General features: G+C 65.6%; 14 protein-coding genes. 10 read left to right on the top strand and 4 right to left on the bottom strand.

The annotated features are described in order from the left end of the window. Nucleotide 1: 1 nt before the first annotated feature. The 4 genes from I6F09_RS00310 to I6F09_RS00295 all read right to left on the bottom strand — a co-directional run bounded on the left by I6F09_RS00310 (nucleotide 2) and on the right by I6F09_RS00295 (nucleotide 4,156). Nucleotides 2-478, bottom strand: coding sequence for an aromatic-ring-hydroxylating dioxygenase subunit beta (locus I6F09_RS00310; RefSeq protein ID WP_225171362.1), 477 nt, complete (start codon nucleotides 476-478; stop codon nucleotides 2-4). Beyond that, entirely contained in the window at nucleotides 475-1,815 is a 1,341-nt protein-coding gene (locus tag I6F09_RS00305; protein WP_225187225.1) for a Rieske 2Fe-2S domain-containing protein, read from the bottom strand. Before I6F09_RS00305 ends, I6F09_RS00310 begins: the two co-directional genes overlap by 4 nt. Before the next feature lie 17 nt (nucleotides 1,816-1,832). Further along, nucleotides 1,833-2,783: a PDR/VanB family oxidoreductase gene (locus I6F09_RS00300; RefSeq protein WP_225187224.1), complete on the bottom strand. Its 951-nt coding sequence runs from the start codon at nucleotides 2,781-2,783 to the stop codon at nucleotides 1,833-1,835. A 428-nt stretch (nucleotides 2,784-3,211) separates the two neighbouring features. Further along, nucleotides 3,212-4,156, bottom strand: a complete 945-nt coding sequence (locus tag I6F09_RS00295; RefSeq protein ID WP_036013415.1) for a LysR family transcriptional regulator — start codon at nucleotides 4,154-4,156, stop codon at nucleotides 3,212-3,214. A gap of 224 nt (nucleotides 4,157-4,380) precedes the next feature. Between I6F09_RS00295 and I6F09_RS00290 the strand changes: the two genes are divergently transcribed. The 10 genes from I6F09_RS00290 (at nucleotide 4,381) to I6F09_RS00245 (ending at nucleotide 17,866) form a co-directional block, all read left to right on the top strand. Next, nucleotides 4,381-5,316 carry an MBL fold metallo-hydrolase gene (locus I6F09_RS00290; protein ID WP_225187466.1) on the top strand — a complete coding sequence of 312 codons (936 nt, stop codon included), beginning with the start codon at nucleotides 4,381-4,383 and terminating at the stop codon, nucleotides 5,314-5,316. A 13-nt stretch (nucleotides 5,317-5,329) separates the two neighbouring features. Continuing rightward, entirely contained in the window at nucleotides 5,330-6,325 is a 996-nt protein-coding gene (locus I6F09_RS00285) for an alpha/beta fold hydrolase (protein WP_225187223.1), read from the top strand. 196 nt (nucleotides 6,326-6,521) lie between these two features. Next, entirely contained in the window at nucleotides 6,522-7,772 is a 1,251-nt protein-coding gene (locus tag I6F09_RS00280) for an ABC transporter substrate-binding protein (protein WP_036013367.1), read from the top strand. Nucleotides 7,773-7,896: 124 nt separating this feature from the next. After that, on the top strand, nucleotides 7,897-8,724 hold the full coding sequence (locus I6F09_RS00275) for an AraC family transcriptional regulator (RefSeq protein WP_225155782.1): 828 nt from the start codon (nucleotides 7,897-7,899) through the stop codon (nucleotides 8,722-8,724). 286 nt (nucleotides 8,725-9,010) lie between these two features. Continuing rightward, a complete protein-coding gene (locus I6F09_RS00270; RefSeq protein WP_225143093.1) occupies nucleotides 9,011-10,021 on the top strand; it encodes a branched-chain amino acid ABC transporter permease in 1,011 nt (336 codons plus the stop codon). A gap of 1 nt (nucleotide 10,022) precedes the next feature. Continuing rightward, nucleotides 10,023-11,105, top strand: coding sequence for a branched-chain amino acid ABC transporter permease (locus I6F09_RS00265; RefSeq protein ID WP_225187222.1), 1,083 nt, complete (start codon nucleotides 10,023-10,025; stop codon nucleotides 11,103-11,105). Next, nucleotides 11,098-11,880, top strand: coding sequence for an ABC transporter ATP-binding protein (locus I6F09_RS00260; RefSeq protein WP_057030084.1), 783 nt, complete (start codon nucleotides 11,098-11,100; stop codon nucleotides 11,878-11,880). The genes I6F09_RS00265 and I6F09_RS00260 overlap by 8 nt, the downstream gene beginning before the upstream one ends. Next, nucleotides 11,873-14,083 carry an ABC transporter permease gene (locus I6F09_RS00255; RefSeq protein WP_225187221.1) on the top strand — a complete coding sequence of 737 codons (2,211 nt, stop codon included), beginning with the start codon at nucleotides 11,873-11,875 and terminating at the stop codon, nucleotides 14,081-14,083. The genes I6F09_RS00260 and I6F09_RS00255 overlap by 8 nt, the downstream gene beginning before the upstream one ends. A gap of 3 nt (nucleotides 14,084-14,086) precedes the next feature. Then, on the top strand, nucleotides 14,087-14,920 hold the full coding sequence (locus I6F09_RS00250) for a phosphoenolpyruvate hydrolase family protein (protein ID WP_225187220.1): 834 nt from the start codon (nucleotides 14,087-14,089) through the stop codon (nucleotides 14,918-14,920). A gap of 27 nt (nucleotides 14,921-14,947) precedes the next feature. Next, a complete protein-coding gene (locus I6F09_RS00245; RefSeq protein WP_225171369.1) occupies nucleotides 14,948-17,866 on the top strand; it encodes a flotillin family protein in 2,919 nt (972 codons plus the stop codon). Nucleotides 17,867-17,877: the final 11 nt, after the last annotated feature.

Genomic DNA, 17,877 nt, shown 5'->3' with positions numbered 1-17,877 from the left:
CTCACATGAAAAGCTGGATGTTGCCGAACGGCGCATCGAAATTGACGAGATCGACGCGCTTGAGCTTGATCTTCAGGGCATCGCCGACCTGCACGAGCTCGTGCGAGGCCCATCCCGAATAGCGCTCCAGCATATCGCCGCGCGTCTCGGTGTAGATGTAGGAGGTCCGTGCCTTGAACATTCCGGCAGCAGGATCGCACGCGACGATCCGCGGTGCCTGGAGCAGATGATGGCAACGGCTCTTCGGCTTCTGGCTGAAGGTGCGCTCGCCGGCGAGCCGCTCGACCCGCACCTTCAGGAGCAGCAGATCCTCGTACATCAGGGACGGCTGCAGCACCGGATCCTGCTGCTGCCATTCCAGCGGCATCCAATAACGCCCTTCGGGGTGAAACAGATCGAGCCAGGCCTGCCACTCCATGGTGTCGAGCAGCTCCGCCTCGCGATAGATGAAGTCCGTGATGGTGTTCTCGCCGATCATTCCGCAGCCTCGATGCGCTTGTCCATGTCCATGGTGATGAATTTCGCCCAGGCGTGAAACTGGTTGCGCATCTGCCGCTCGGACGTGCCGTTGATCACCGCCGTGACGTCCTGCTCTTCATGGCCGTCGTAGAGCCGCCGCAGATTGACCCATTGATTGCCGTTGGACTTCAGTCCTTCCTGCGCCCGCTCATACATTTCGAGGTCGTCGTGGCCGACAATCGAGGTCGGCGCGTTGATGAAGCGGTTGTACATCAATGCGCGCTCGTAGAGCTTGTCGGGCGCACCGACCAGGCGATAGACCCAGCTCTCGACCAGCGTCTTGTCGACTGCGATCGGGATGAAATTGCGCAGGATCTGGACAGCGCCTTTCACCATGATGTTCGGGAAGTAGACGGTGTTGTGCCTGACTTCGCCAAGGATCTCATGCGCGCGCTGCTCGCCGTAGGCTGCGACCATCTGGTCGAGATAGCCCGGGATATCAGAGTAGTTCGAATGGATGGAGTTGGCGACGCCGGTGTGGCCGTGGCCGTTCGGCCAGATCCGGATGCCGCTCTGCTCGTAGAACTCGTACGGGCTCATGAAGGGACCGTAGAGCTGCACCGCCATCGGTGTTTCCGTGGAATCGCCCTGCTCGCGCTTCCAGACCTTGACCGCGGTGCCGGCCGAGCTCTCATGCGCCACCATCGGATGGCAGGTGTCGGTCTGGTTCTCGACCAGCATCTTCCAATTGCACGTGTGCATGTAACGGATCGGCGTCGCCTGGACTGCGAGCTTGCCCTCCGGCGAGCGGTCGACCATGTTGTCGATGGTCGAAAGACTTTCGCCAAAATAATCCTCGAAGGAGACGCCTGAAACGCTCAGGCGAGCGAAGATGAAATCACGATAAATGACGACGTTCCTGACCTTCGACAACCCCTCATTCGCTTGGGTGTCGCCGAAGCCGGTGCCCTCGTAGCCCTTCTTCAGCGGGATCGCGAGCAGCGAGCCGTCAGTCTTGAAAGACCATGCGTGATAGGGGCAGCGGAAGAACTTTCCGGTGTTGCCGCAGGGTTCGGACGCGATCTTCACGCCTTTGTGCGGACAGCGATTGTAGAACACATGGATGGAGCCGTCGGTATGGCGGCTGGCGATGACCGGCTGCCGGCCGATATTGGCCGTGATGAAATCGCCGGGTTTTGCAAGTTGACTCGCGTGGCCGACATAGACCCAGCTGTTGGGAAACAGATGCTCCATCTCGAGCTCGAAGATCTCGGGATCGACATAGACGTCGCGATGCACCTCGGCCTCGCGCACCAGCGCCGCAATCGCGTGGGCATTCCCGCCGTATCTTTTCATGGCGTCCATCGTCTCCCCTAGAGATCCAGCACCAGTCGTTCCGACTTCGCGCGTGACACGCAGATCTGCATGACCTTGTTGGACGCCCTCTCCTCGTCGCTGAGGATGACGTCGCGATGATCGGGGACTCCCGCGATCACGCCGCACTGGCAGATGCCGCAATCGCCGCGCCGGCAGTCGTAGAGCACGTCGAAACCAGCCGCCTCCAGCGCCTCGATGATGGTCTGCCCCGCAGCAACGCCGACGACCTGCCCGGTCGACTTGATCTCGACCTCGAACGGCCGGTCAGGCGCCGACGTCTGTTCGGATTTGAACAGCTCGTAATGAACGCGATCCGCTGATACGCCGGCGGCGGCCGCAGCGGCCTTCACCGCCTCGATCATGCCCGAAGGGCCACAGACATAGACGTGGGTGTTTGCTGCGGCATCGCCGAGCGCCGCGGCAATGTCGAGGCGGGATTCATCGCTGTCGTAGTGGACGGACAGCCCTCCGGCGCAGATCTCCTGCAATTGCGGCAGGAACGCCAGCAGTCCTTGCGTGCGCCCGGCATAGTGCAGGCGATATGAGCTTCCCCGCGCCGCCAGTTCCGCCGCCATCGAGAGAACGGGCGTGATGCCGATGCCGCCGGCGAACAGCAGCGCCGGCGCTGCTCCCTCGTGCAGTCGGAAATTGTTGACCGGCGCGCTCGCCTTCACGACGTCGCCGACCTTGAGCGCGTGCATGAACTGCGAGCCGCCGCTCGAAGCCTCCTCGCGCAGGACACCAAGCGCCAGCGCATCTTCAGGAAGTCCCGGCAACGCCATCAGCGAGTACGGCCGGTCTCCGCCATTCGGGAGCGCGACGCGGAGATGCGCGCCTGCCTGCCATTGCGGCACGACGCCGTCCTCCACACCAAACACAAGGCTCCGTATGAACGGCGTCTCCGCGACATACGACCTGACCTTGAGCTTGAGCGGATGCACGTCCATTCAGGCATCTCACGGATTATATGAATTTGCATATTTTTAGACATGTAATAATTCACTGTCAATCGTCAGCGTGGGGGGTAGGTCTGGATGTGCAATCAATGGATTGCCAGCTGGCTTCTCGGGCGATCGCCCGCTGGCAACGTCAGTGGCCAGCCTGGGGGCTCGCTACCGGTCTTTGCCGCCGGTCGCCAGGCCCGGCGCATCATGCGCTCTCCTGCGCTCGGCATCGAGCAAGGATACCAAGGGCGAAAGCCGGCGATAACGGCGATCCGGCGATACTTCGAGACACGTGCCCATCTCGGCACGCACTCAAGAAGGCGGCAGGCGGCGTACCGGACGCGGCGAATGCAAGCTGGCCGACTTCATTCCGAAATCAGAACTTACAGCCTGAGCAGCGCCCGCTCGTCCCCACGTGAGGGCAACCGCGATCAAGCGGCAGCCGCCTGGTATAGGCACTCGCGAAGCCAGGCGTGGCCTTTGTCCTCCTGATTGCGCGGATGCCACAGCGCGACGATGCGAGCGGGCGGCAGATCGAGCGGCGGGGGCGTGAGATCGAGCTCGTGGGCGAAGCGGATCAGGAAGCGCCGCGGAAGGGTGCAGATGCAGTCGCTGTGCGCAAGGATGACCGGCGCCAGCGCATAGGTCTGGATCGAGACGGCAACGCGCCGGGAGCGGCCGAGCACCGCCAGCGCGTCGTCGACCAGGCCCGAGAAACCGCCGCCATCGGCGGAGATCAGCAGATGGTCGAGCGCGCAAAAGCTGTCGAGATCGAGCGGACCGATGCCGCGGGGATGACCCTTGCGCTGTGCGGACAGGAAGCCGTCTTCGAACAGCGGCCGCTGCATCAGCTCGCCATGTGCGCGGTCGGCGCCCGTCACCAGGATGTCGATCTCCCCCCTTTCGAGCTGATCCACGACATCGCGCGCGGGGTGAACGAGGGCGAGCCGCGCCCGCTCGGCCATCGCGGTCAAGCGCGCGACCAGGCCGGGCGCCAGCGTCACGGCCGGATTCTCGTGGATGGCAACGACGAAGGTACGCTGGCTCTTGGCGGGGTCGAACTCAGCCGGCCCCTCCACCATGCGACGAAGCTTGCCGAGCACGTCCGCAAGCGCCGTCTGCAACTCCACCGCCCGCGTCGTCGGCACGACGCCGCGCCCGCTCGCGGCGGGTACGAACAGCGGATCGGCAAAGATCTGCCGCAGCCGGTTCAGCCGCGCCGAGAGCGCAGGCTGCCCGATATTGAGCCGGGAGGCCGCGCGCGTCACGTTCCGCTCGCGCAGGAGAGCCTCCAGAGCCAGCAACAGACCGAGGTCGATCTCGGCGAGATCGTTATCATCGGCCGGCCGACCCCGGCCGTGTTCCGCATCCTGCATCGGTGGCACCTCCGTCTGGGGCATGTCGCGACCGCGACGAGCCGCGATACGAGGGTTAGGGCCAAAACGGCGGCGTGAAAAGCTGGGCGAGCATCCTTTCCGATATCGACAATGTCGATGGGACCTATCGAGCCCGCGACTCTCCCCAAGGCCTGGCGCGCTTCGTACCTCATTGTCACCGCGGCCCGGGCAACCAGCCCTACGGTCCAGTGGAGGACATCTTGATGATTCACGCGGCCAAGACCTATCAGGTCGGCAAAACATCCGTCACGCGGATCGACGAGTTGCGGCTTGCCGCATTCAAGTTCGACGCGCTCTATCCGGGAGGCGAGCCGCGGGCGCTGGAGCGCCATCGCGACAGCCTGGAGGCGGGCTCGTTCGATGCTGCGACCGGTACCTTCATCCAAAGCATTCACAGCTGGGTGGTCAGGACACCGCACCACACGATCCTGATCGACACGGCCACCGGCAACGACAAGAACCGGCCGGAGATTCCGCCGCTTCACCGGCTCAACGAACCGTTCCTGGCGCGGCTGGCCGCAGCGGGCGTCACGCCGGAGCAGGTCGACTACGTGCTGCTCACCCACGTGCATGCCGATCACGTCGGCTGGAACACCCGTCTCGTCGACGGACGCTGGGTCCCGACCTTCCCGAATGCGACCTACGTCTTCTCCGCGATCGAGCAGGCCTATGGCGAGAGCCTCGCGACGGGCACAGAGCCGACCGGAACGGCCCGCCCTGCCCCGTCCCTCGGCCCCGCGCTGCGCAAGCCGGCCGACCATGTCTATGACGACAGCGTCCGGCCGGTGATCGAGGCCGGACTTGCCAGACTCATCGCAGTGGACGGGAGCGAGGCCATCGAGGGCATCTCGTTCGTCCCGACGGCCGGCCACAGCGTCGATCACGCCTCCATCCGCCTCGTCTCGCGTGGAGAGGAGGCGCTGTTCGCCGGAGACGTGATGCACCACCCGCTCCAGGTCTATGAGCCTTCACTCAATTCCTGCTTCTGCGAATTCCCGGAAGCCGCGTTGCGCTCGCGCGCCTTCGTGCTGGAGGACGCCGCCGAGCGGGGCTCAACCATCTTCACCACCCATTTTGCACAGTCATCGGTCGGCCGCGTCAGCCGGACCAGAGGACGCTTCACCTGGCAATTCATCTGAACGGAGAGCGATCATGAGCCAGCACGCCAGCGCGCGCGTCGACAGGCACGAGATCGTGGTCGAGGATCTCATGATCCCGAGCGAAACGGCCGGAATTTCGCTTCACCTGCGCAACAAGCGCCCCGCGGCGCTCGAGACCTTCTCCGCCGAGCGAACCATCCTGATGATGCACGGCGCGACCTATTCATCGGGAAGCCTTTTCGACACGCCACTCGGCGGCGTCTCGTTCATGGACTATCTCGCCGGCCATGGCTACGACGTCTTCGCGCTCGACGTGCGCGGCTATGGCCAATCGACCCGCCCGTCCGAGATGGACGCGCCGCCGGAGCAGTCCGAACCGCTCGTGCGCACCGAGGCCGGCGTGCGCGACCTCGCCAGCGCCGTCGCGCACATCCTGAAGCAGCGCAGGATCGCTCGCCTCAATCTGGTTGCAATGTCCTGGGGCGGCTCGGTGGCCGGCGCTTACACCGCAGGCAACAACGACAAGGTCGTCAAGCTCGCGCTGGTCGCGCCGCTTTGGGTGCTGCAGGGCCCAGCTCCGATCGATGCTGGCGGGCGCCTCGGCGGCTATCGCAACGTTCCGGTGCTGGACTTCAGGGAGCGCTGGCTTTCGGCTGCGCCGGAAGCAGCACGATCGAGCTTGATCCCGGCGGGCGGCTTCGAGCGCTGGGCCAATATCTCGCTCGCCACCGATCCGCTAGGCAGCGCGCAAGCGCCTGCCATCATGCGTGCAGTCAACGGCCCGATCCTGGACATCCGCGAATACTGGGCCGCGGGCAAGAGGCTCTATGACGCCGCCGACATTCGCGTGCCCGTGCTCCTGGTCCACGCGGAATGGGACCAGGACGTTCCTATCGACTCGGCGCAGAACTTCTTCCTTTCGTTGAAGCATGCGCCATACCGGCGATGGGTCGAGATTGGCGAAGGCACGCACATGGTTCTGCTGGAGAAAAACCGTCTGCAGGCGTTCGATGCGATCAACCAGTTTCTCGGCGAAGATTACAGCTAGCGCGGCGTCCTGCTGCACCGCGAAAATCACTCGCGCCGCAACATTCAAAAATGAGACTGCCGGTCAAGCCGAACGAGGCCGCGATGGGTGCAGCGCATCCGACTTCGGTTAGCTTTCCTCCAAAGCCGCGGGCTTCGAGAGCCACGGGCATCATACGGTTCGTCGCGGCAACAAGCGATGACACAGGGAGGAGCACATGTCGAAATGCAGCATCGGACTGCTCGCGTTGAGCAGCCTGTTTCTTTCGGGCGCGGCGATCGCCCAGGAAAAGATCAAGGTGGGCGTGACCGCAACGCTCGAGGGCACCTACACGGTGCTCGGCGAGGACGGCATGCGCGGCCACCAGACCGCGCTTAACGTGCTCGGCAAGAAGGTCGGCGACAAGGAACTCGAATTCATCGTCGCTTCGACCGATGCAACGCCGGACTCCGCCGTGCGCGCCGTGCGCAAGCTGATCGAGCAGGACAAGGTGCAGATCCTGCTGTCGCCGCTCTCCGGCGACGAAGGCATCGCGGTCAAGAATTTTGCCAAGAGCCATCCCGGGCTGACGTTCATCAATGCCGCATCCGGTGCGCAGGAAACGACCTATGTCGACCCGGCACCGAACTTCTTCCGCTACAACATGGACGGCGCGCAGTGGCAGATCGGCCTCGGCAAATACGCCTATGAAGAGAAGAAGTATCGCAAGATCGCGACCGTCGGCGAGGACTATTCCTTCATCTATACCCAGGTGTTCGGGCTGGTGCTCGAGTTCTGCGGCATGGGCGGACAGGTCACCAACCGGCAATGGGTGCCGCTGGGAACGAAGGACTTCGCCTCCGTCATCGCTGCCCTGCCCGACGACGTCGACGCCATCTATCTCGGGCTTGGCGGCGCCGACGCCGTCAACTTCCTCAACCAGTATCAGCAGGCCGGCGGCAAGGCGCATCTGATGGGCGGTTCCATCATGATCGACCAGACCATCCTGTCGTCGAAGGGCAACGCCAAGAACGCGCTGATCGGAACCATCGCGGCGAGCGGACAGGCCGACACCTGGGAGGATCCGGGCTGGCAGAAATTCGTGAAGGCCTATCAAGACGCCTTCCCGCCCAACAAGCGCTTCCCGAGCCCGTCGCTGCTCGCCACCAACTACTATAATTCAACCATGGCGCTCATCCTCGCACTGCGTCAGGTCAACGGCGATCTCTCCAACAACCAGGCCAAGTACAAGGAAGCACTGGCGAAGATCGAGCTCGACGCACCGAACGGCAAGATCAAGCTCGACTCCAACCGCCAGGCGATCGGCACCAACTTCGTCACCGAAGTCGTCGACGACGGCAAGGGCGCGCTGTTCAGCAAGGTCGTGAAGGTGATCCCGAACGTGAACCAGACGCTCGGCTACGACCCGGCCGTGTTCTCCAAGATCGGGCTGCCGAGCCGCACCGTGCCGGAATGTAAGAAGTACTGACGCATCACGTCAGGCAGACGCAACCGGGGAGCGACTCGCTGACGCGGTCGCTCTCCGCTCTTGCAATCTCGGCGGTGTTGTTGAAGGCTGGCCGAAAAGACAAGAACATTCGGGAGGGGAAGGCATGAGCCGTGCGCTCGCCGTCTTCCATGGCCGCTTCGGCCGGGCGACGGTTTATCAGTTGAACCGGCCTTTCAATATCCACGCCCATCGCGAAGGTCATCTGATCTTCCATGTCGGCGGCATGTCGGCATGCATCGATGTCTCCGACGGGCATTACGATCTCACCGAGACGTCGGTCGTCGCCGTCAATCCCTGGGAACCGCACAACTTCCTGCCGACCGATCTCGACGGCGGCGCGATCTTCTTCGTGCTCTACGTCAACGCCGAATGGTTCGCGCCGGATGCCTCCGGCTCCGACCGGTTGCGCTTCGGCCGCACCCAGTTCAGGCGCACGCCCGCACTCGACAAGCACATCAGGCGGACCGCCGCGCTCGTGTGCGGCGCACCATCGCTCTCCAGTCTCGATTCCGAGCTGAGGCGGCTGATCGACATCTGCTACGACGAAAGCTGGCAGCAGGCCGAGACCGCGCGCGATCCGCGCGCAGGCGGCGCCGTCACCGACTTTCGCGTCCGCAAGTGCATCAAGATGATGTCGGAGAGCCCCGGCGCTGAAATCGAGCTCGACACCATCGCGCGCGAATCCGGCCTGTCGCGACCGCATTTCTACCGGCTGTTCCGCGTGCAGACCGGCGTCACGCCGAACCTCTATCTCAACACGCTGATCATGGAACAGGCGCTCGAAGCGCTGGTGGCGAGCGAGACACCGATCGCCGACATCGGCTTCGATCTCGGCTTCTCCTCACAGAGCGGTTTCACGCGCTTTTTTGCCGCCAATGTCGGGATGGCCCCGACCGATTATCGTCGCGCCGCCAAGGTTTTGCGCGCCTGAGCGCAGGCCACGAAAAGATACTCACGATCAAATGTCGCCCTCGCCGCTTGGCTAGGATGCCGGCAACGCGATCCCGGAAAAGAGGATCGCGCGTGACGGGAGGACGTTCGCTCATGGCAGGGCCAGCAGCCGGCAACGGCTTGCATGCCCCCTCGCCCCGCTTGCGGGGAGAGGGTCTGGGTGAGGAGGAGTCTCCGCAAGTGCGGCGGCAGTTTGGCTTGCGGAGAGTCCCCCTCACCCGGCGCTACGCGTCGACCTCTCCCCGCAAGCGGGGCGAGGTGAAGCCATGAACCGCTTCGTCGAACGCCATCCGGCCTGGGCGCTGATTACGATCATCGCGATTGCGGTCGCGCTCTGGCTGATCTTCGCAGTCTGGCCGCCGGGGCTGGAAGAGGCGATCGGCCGGAAGCGCGTCTTCCTCAACGCGGTCTTCAACGGCATCACGCTCGGTGGTCTCTACTTCCTGGTCGCCAGCGGCTTCACGCTGATCTTCGGCCTGATGCGCAACGTCAACCTCGCGCACGGCTCGCTCTACCTGTTCGGCGGCTATATCGGTTATGCCATCAGCACATCGTCCGGCTCGTGGATCCTCGGCTTCATCGTCGCCTTCGTCCTGACCGCTGTCGTCGGCGTGCTGCTGCAGGTGATCGTGTTCCGCCGGATGGAGGGCCAGGATCTCAGGCAGACCATGGTGACGATCGGGCTGTCCATCGTGTTTGCCGATCTCATGCTATGGGCCTGCGGCGGCGACTTCTACCAGATCCAGACCCCGAAATGGCTGATCGGTCCCATCGAGCTGCCGCTGGTGACCGCGATCAAATCCTCGGGCGAGCCGGTCTATCTCAGATATCCGCTCGTCAGGCTCGTGATCTTTGTGGCCTCCGTTGTCATCGGCGTCGCGATGTGGCTCGCGCTCAACCGCACCCGGATCGGGATGATCATCCGCGCCGGCGTCGACGATCGCGACATTCTCGCCGCGACCGGCGTGCGCATCCAGCTCGTCTTCGTCGGCGTGTTCGCCTTCGGCGCGGGGCTTGCCGGCATCGCTGGCGTCGTCGGCGGCACCTTCCAGTCATTGTCGCCCGGCGAAGACATCCGTTTCCTGCTGGCGTCCCTCGTCGTCGTGATCGTGGGCGGCATGGGCTCGATTCCGGGCGCCGCGCTCGGCGCGCTGATCATCGGCCTCGCCGAGCAGCTCGGCTCGGTCTACATCCCGACCTACGCCATCGTCGTGACCTTCCTGATCATGGTGCTGGTGCTGGCGATCCGGCCGCAAGGCCTGTTGGCGAGGCGCTGAGATGTCGCTCGCCCACGATGCCCCAGTTGCCGTAGGCCGCGCCACCAAGGCGCAGCCCCCCGCCCGGATATGGCCAGAGATCAACAACCCCGCCGCCTGGGCCGTCGCGGCCATTCTCCTGGTCATGCCGCTGATCGCGAGCAGCTTTTTTCTGATCGAGATCTTCGCGACCACGCTGATCCTCGGCACCGTGGCGCTGAGCCTGATGTTTCTCGCCGGCTATGGCGGCATGGTCAGCCTGATGCAGCTCACCATCGCAGGCTTCTCGGCCTACATGGTCGCCGTGTTCGGCGTCAGCGGCAACGCCAATATCAGCCTGGGCTGGCCCTGGTGGCTCGCAGTGCCGATGGCGCTGGCACTGGCGACCGCGTTCGGCACGCTCGGCGGCGCGCTCGCGGTGCGCACCGAAGGCATCTACACCATCATGATCACGCTCGCGATCGGAGCGGCCTTCTACTATTTCACCAACCAGAACTGGGCGATCTTCAACGGTCATACCGGCATCAACACCGTGGCCACGCCACACTTCTGGGGCGTGAACTGGCGCGCCGACATTCCCTTCTATTACATCGTGCTGGCGGTCGCCGCGCTCTGCTATTTCGCCGTCGAATACCTCTCGCGCGCGCCGTTCGGCCTTGCGCTCCAGGGCGTGCGCGACAATCCGCGGCGCATGGCGGCGCTCGGCTTCAACGTCAATGCGCACCGCGTCGCGGCCTATGCCTTCGCGTCTTTCGTCGCGGCGCTGGCCGGCGTGCTCCAGGTCTGGAACTATCGCCAGATCTCGCCGGGTTCGGTCAGCGTCGGCGCCTGCATCGACGTGCTGATCATCGCCGTCGTCGGCGGCATCACGCGCCCGATCGGGCCCTTCATCGGCGCGCTGATCTTCGTGCTGCTGCGCACCTTCGCGCTCGACTTCCTGGTTCGACTCGGACTCGACGGCAACCGCTTCCGCCTGCTGATCGGGCTCGGCTTCCTCGCCATCGTGTTCTGGTCCTCGGATGGCGTCATCGGCCTCTGGCAGCGCTGGCGCCAGCATCAACGGCGCGAGGTGAGCCGCACCAGTGGAGGGCGCGGCCATGGATAGCGTCGCCCAACGCCTCTCCGCAGTCGGTGCCGGCGCTGCGCTGGAGCTGCGCGGCGTGACGCGGCTGTTCGGCGCGCTCGCCGCGCTGACCGACGTCACCATCACCGTGCGGCCGGGCGAGCGGCGCGCCGTGCTCGGCTCGAACGGTGCCGGCAAGACCACGCTGTTCAACTGCATCACGGGCGACTTCCCACCCTCCTCCGGCACCATCCGCTTCTTCGGCGAGGACGTCACGCACTTCCCGCCCTATGAGCGCATCCGCCGCGGGCTGCGCCGCACCTACCAGATTTCGGCGCTGTTCCCCGGCCTCACCGTGCAGGACAACGTCTATCTCGCCTGCCGCGGCGTCTCGCGCGGACGCTTCTCGTTCCTGCGACCGGGGCAGAACGATGCATTGATGCATGCGGCCGACAACCTGATCCAGGCCGTGCATCTGTCCGCCGTGAAGGACCAGCGCGTGGCCGAGCTCGCGCACGGCCAGCAGCGCCAGCTCGAGATCGCGCTCGCGCTCGCCGGTGCGCCGCGCTTCGTGCTGTTCGACGAGCCGGCCGCGGGTCTGTCGCCGACGGAACGGGCCGAGCTGATCGAGATCCTGACCTCCCTGCCCGCACACATCGGCTACATCATCATAGAGCACGACATGGACGTTGCGCTGCGCGTCGTCGAGAGCGTCACGATGATGCACAACGGCCGCGTCTTCAAGGAAGGCCTTCCGGAGGAGATCCAGTCCGACCCCGAGGTGCAGGAGCTCTATCTGGGAGGCGGCCATGAATGAGGTCCGCCGCAGCAATCCGGCGCTCGAGGTTCGCGGCCTCGACGTCTACTACGGCCACTCGCATGCGCTGCAAGGCGTCGATCTCGTGCTTGATAGCGGTGTGTTCTCCGTCGTCGGCCGCAACGGCATGGGCAAGACCACGCTGTGCAAGGCGATCATGGGACTGGTCGGCGTGAGCGGCGGCTCGATCCGCGTCCGCGGCGAGGATGTCACGCGCCGGCCGCCGGCCCAGATCGCCCGGCTCGGCGTCGGCTACGTGCCGCAGGGCCGCCGCCTCTGGCGCTCGCTCAGCGTCGACGAGCATCTGCAGCTCGCCGGCGGTCTGCGTTCGGGCGCCTGGACCGTCGAGCGCATCTACGACACATTCCCGCGCCTCGCCGAGCGCAAGGGCCACGGCGGCGGCCAGCTCTCCGGCGGCGAGCAGCAGATGCTGGCGATCTCGCGCGCGCTGCTCACCAATCCGCATTTGCTCATCATGGACGAGCCGACCGAAGGCCTCGCGCCCGTCATCGTCGCGCAGGTCGAGGAGATGCTGCTGCGGCTGGGCGACGACGGCGACATGTCCGTGCTCGTGATCGAGCAGAACATCGGCGTCGCCACCGCGATCTCGCGCAACGTCGCGATCATGGTCAACGGCCGCATCAACCGCATCATCGACTCCGCGCGCCTTGCCGCCGATCGCGAGCTGCAGCAGCGCCTGCTCGGCGTCGGGCTTCATGCGGAGCTCGAACCGGATATCGAAATCGCCGCATCCGGCGCCGAAACGAAGCCGGCGCCGGCGCCACGGCGCGACGGGCCGGTGCGCATCTACATCTCCAATCCGACGCTGCCGACGCGATGGTCGCAACCGGTGCCGATCGCCCGCATCGAGGCCGCGGCGCGGACGCTCTCGACGCAGGTCGCCCGGCTCGACGAGACGGCGCGGCGCAAGCACGAACCGGTGGCGGCGCAGGCTTCGGGCCCGCCGGTGGTGCTGGTCGTCGGCACGCTCGATACCAAGGGCCAGGAGCTGCGCTACATCCGCGACATCATAGCCGAAAGCGGCCTGCGCACGCGGTTGGTCGACGTCTCGACCAGCGGCAAGCATTCCTCCTGCGATGTCTCCGCGCAGGAGATCGCCCTGAACCACGGCCGCGGCGGCTCCGCCGTGTTCGGCAGCGACCGAGGCGTCGCCGTCACCGCAATGGCGGATGCGTTTGCCAACTGGTTGCGGCGCCAAGGCAATGTCGCCGGCGTGATCTCGGCAGGCGGTTCCGGCGCGGCCTCGCTGGTCGCCCCGGGGATGCGCGCGCTCCCAGTGGGCGTTCCCAAGCTGATCATCTCATCCGTCGCCTCGGGCGATGTCGGGCCCTATGTCGGCCCGGCCGACATCACCATGATGTACTCCGTCACCGACGTGCAGGGGCTGAACTCGATCTCGCGCGCGGTGCTCGCCAACGGGGCCAATGCGCTCGCCGGCATGGTCAAGGCGCGGCTCGACACGCGTGCCGCAACGGCGCGCGAAGCCGGCGGGCTGCCCGCAATCGGCATCACCATGTTCGGCGTTACCACGCCGGCCGTGCAGAAGATCGCGGCCGAGCTGCGCGATGATTTCGAATGCCTGGTCTTTCACGCCACCGGCATCGGCGGCCGGTCCATGGAGAAGCTCGTCGAATCCGGTCAGCTCGCCGGCGTCATCGACCTCACCACGACCGAGATCTGTGACCTCATGATGGGCGGCGTATTTCCCGCCGCCGAGGACCGCTTTGGCGCGATCATCCGCAGCCGCCTGCCCTATGTCGGCTCGGTGGGCGCGCTCGACATGGTCAATTTCGGCGCGCCTGACACCATTCCCGAGCGCTATCGCGGCCGCAAATTCCACGTCCACAATCCACAGGTGACGTTGATGCGGACGACGGCGGAAGAGAACGAGCGCATGGGCCGCTGGATCGGCGAGCGGCTCAACCAGATGGATGGCCCGGTGCGTTTCTTCCTGCCCGAGGGCGGCGTCTCGGCCCTCGACGCGCGAGGTCAGCCGTTCTGGGATCCGGATGCCGACGCCGCGCTGTTCCGCACATTGGAGCGGACCGTGCGGCAGACCGGCAACCGCCAGCTCATTCGCACGCCTAAGAACATCAACGATTCCGATTTCGCCGCCGCCATCGTCAGTGCGTTCCGAAACCTGTTCGGGCGGACCGGTGTGCGGCGGAGACTCGCGAGGTGACCGATGGCCAGGTTTGAACGCGCGGCGCTGCTGAAGAAGTTTCGCGACATGGCAAGGCGCGGCGAGCCGATCGTCGGCGGCGGCGCCGGCACCGGGCTCTCAGCCAAATGCGAGGAAGCCGGCGGCGTCGACCTCATCGTCATCTATAATTCCGGCCGCTACCGCATGGCCGGGCGTGGCTCGCTCGCGGGCCTGATGGCGTATGGCGATGCCAACGCCATCGTGCTGGAAATGGCGAGCGAGGTGCTCCCCGTGGTCGACCAGACCCCGGTGCTGGCGGGCGTCAACGGCACCGATCCCTTCCGCGACATGGACGTCTTTCTCGACCAGCTGAAGGCACTTGGCTTCGCAGGCGTCCAGAACTTTCCGACCGTCGGCCTGATCGACGGCACCTTCCGCGCCAATCTCGAAGAGACCGGCATGTCCTACGCGCTCGAGATCGACATGATCGCCAAGGCGCACGACAAGGACATGTTGACCACGCCCTACGTGTTCAGCGAGAAGGAAGCCGCGGCGATGGCAATCGCCGGCGCCGACATCATCGTCTGCCACATGGGCCTGACGACCGGCGGCACGATCGGTGCGCAAACCGCCTTGAGGCTCAAGGACTGCCCGGCGCGGATCGACACCTGGGCCAGTGCCGCGCTCAGCGTCAATCCGGACATCCTGGTGCTGGCGCATGGCGGCCCGATCGCAGATCCCGCCGACGCTGATTTCATTATGAAGAACACCCGTCATTGCCACGGCTTCTACGGGGCGTCCTCGATGGAGCGGCTGCCGGTGGAGCGGGCGCTGACGGAACAGGTGCGGCAATTCAAGGCGATCGGCGCGCGATAACGCCTGATAGGTTCGAGGGAGGGAAAGATGTCAGGGATGTTGGTCGGTGAATTGATCCTCTGGCTGATCGTCGCGATCATCGTGATCGTGGTTGGCGTCTATATCGTGAACTGGCTCTACCACCGCTCCTCCAAGGAGACCTCGTTCGTCCGCACCGGCTTCCTCGGCGAACGCGTGGTGATCAATGGCGGCGCCTTCGTGCTGCCGTTCATCCACGACTACACGCCCGTCAACATGAACGTGCTGCCGATGGGCATCGTGCGTTCGAAGCAGGATGCCGTGATCACCCGCGACCGCATGCGCGTCGACATCGAGGCCGACTTCTACGTCCGCGTTCAGCCGACTCGGGAGGCCGTCTCGATTGCCGCGGCGACACTCGGCCGCCGCACCCTGGAACCCGGGCAGCTCCACGCACTGCTGGCCGGCAAGTTCATCTCCGCGATCCGCTCGGTCGCCTCCGAGATGACCATGGAGGAAATGCACGAGCGTCGCGGCGACTACGTCGCGCGGGTCAAGACCGAAGCGGCGGAAGCTCTCGCCCAAAACGGCCTCGAGCTGGAATCGGTTGCGATCACCGATCTCGACCAGACCGATCTCGAGTTCTTCAACCCTTCGAACCGCTTCGACGCCGAAGGCCTGACGCGGTTGATGGAGGACATCGAGGCCAGACGCAAGCTGCGCAACGACATCGAGCAGGATTCGATGATCAAGATCCGCTCGCGCAACCTCGAAGCCGAGCGGCAGGCGCTGGAGATCGAGCGCGAGAGCGAGACCGCGCGCCTGGAGCAGGAACGCGACATCGAGATGCGCCGTGCGCTTCAGCGCACCGAAGTCGCGCGCGAGCGGGCACTGCGCGAGACCGAGGCCGAACAGGCGCAGATTTCCGCCCGTGAGGCCATCGAGCGCGCCCGCATCGCCAATGAGCAGGCGATCGCCGAGGCCCGCATCGCCTCCGAGCGCGAGACCCGCCAGAAAGAGATCGAGCGAACCCGCACCATCGAGGAAAAGGAGCTGCTGGCGCGCGAGGAGATCGAGAAGACCCGGATCGCCAACCAGCGCTCGATCGATACCACACGCATCGCTTCGGAACGCGAAGTCCGCCAGCGCGAGATCGAGCGGATGCGCACAGTCGAGGAAGCCGAGATCGCCGCGCGCGAGGCAATCGAGAAAGCCCGCATCCAGCAGGACCGCGTCGTCACCGACGCCCGCATCGCCAACGAGGAAGAGACGCGGCGCCGCGAGATCGAGCGGACGCGCGCGGTCGACGAGGCCGAGATTGCCGCACGCGAGGCCACCGAAAAGGCGCGCATCGCCCAGACGCTGATCGTCAATGTCGAGCGTATCTCCTCGGACGAGCGTACCCGCGCGCTGGAAATCCAGCAGGTGCGGACCATCCAGGAGGCCGAGATCGAAGCGCAGCGCGCGGTCGAGGCCGCCCGCATTGCCCGGGAGCGGACGCTGGCTGCCGAGCGCATCGCTGCCGAGCAGAACACACGGCAGCTGGAGATCGAGCGCAACCAGGCGCTGGACGTCGCCGGCATCGCCGCGCGCGAGACCACGGAAGCCTCGCGCATCGCGCAGGAGGAGCGCGTGCGCTCCCTGGAGATCGCCCGCAACCGCGCCGTCGAGGAAGCCGACATCGCCTCGCGCGAGGCGATCGAGGCGGCCCGCATCGCCCAGGAAAAGGCGGTTGCGGCCGAGCGCATCCAGGCCGAACGGGAGACGCGCGCGCTCGAGATCGAGCGGACCGGCGTCCTCGAGGCGGCCGAGCTGAAGCGGCGCGACGCCATCGAGCGGCAGCGCATCACGGTCGACCTGGCGCTCGAGGCCGAGCGCATCAATTCCTCCAAGAAGCGCGAAGTGCTCAACATCGAGCAGAAGAAGGCGATCGAGATCGCGGACGAGGACCGCGTCATCGCGCTGTCGACCAAGAAGTCCGAGCGGATCGACGCCGACCGCCAGGTCCGGCAGGCCGAGATCGTGGCGCGCAAGGAGGTCGAGACCACCGACGTTTCGCGCGAGCAGGCGCTGGAGGCCGCCCGCATCGAGCGGCGCCGCGCCATCGAGCAGCTCGAGGTCGCCCGCGTCCAGTCGCTCCAGGAGGCCGAGATTGCTGCGCGCGAGGAAGTCGAGCGTGCCCGCATCGCCTCCGACCGCGGCCTCGACGAGGCCCGCATCGGCCGCGAGCGCGAGCTGCGCAAGCTCGAGGTCAATCGTGAGAAGGACGTCGAGACGGTGCTGATGGAGAAGGCGATCGCGATCCATCAGAAGTCGCTGGAGGAGTCGGCCGCGCGCGCAGCCGCCGAGGAGGCGCGGATCCGGGCGACCGAAGCCGCCGAGCGCGTCGTCACCGCCCGCGAGAGCGAGATCGCCAAACGGCGCAAGACCGTCGAGGTTCTGCTGGCGGAGAAGCAGGCCGAAGAGACCCGCATCGCCGCCGAAGCCGAGCGCGTGCGCGCCGCGGTCGAAGCCGAAGCGCAACGCATGCTGAACGAAGCCGAGAACGTGCTGACCGACCAGGCACGCTATTCGCTGTTCCGCAGAAAGCTGCTCGACCGCATCGAGGGCATCGTGCGCGAGAGCGTCAAGCCGATGGAGAAGATCGAAGGCATCCGCATCCTCCAGGTCGACGGCCTCAACGGCAACGGCCACGGCAACGGCAATGGCGGCCGCAGCGCCACCGACGAGGTGATCGACTCGGCGCTACGCTACCGAGTCCAGGCGCCGCTGATCGACTCGATCCTGTCGGATATCGGCGTCGAAGGCGGCAGCCTGGCCAAGATGCCGGGACTGATCCGCGAGGCCCGTGACATGCAGGGCATCAAGGAGGCCGCGCGCAAGGGCGGCGGCGGAGGTGGTGGCGGTGGTGACAAGCCGGCCGCCGCTCCGCCTGCGACTGAGGGCGGCGAGCCGCCCGCCGAGCGCGGGCCACGGAAGAAGAGCTGAGGTCTTAAGCA

Source organism: Bradyrhizobium sp. IC3195 (assembly GCF_020193585.1).
GTDB classification, from domain to species: Bacteria; Pseudomonadota; Alphaproteobacteria; order Rhizobiales; family Xanthobacteraceae; genus Bradyrhizobium; species Bradyrhizobium yuanmingense.
This window is presented reverse-complemented; position numbering and strand designations above follow the sequence as displayed.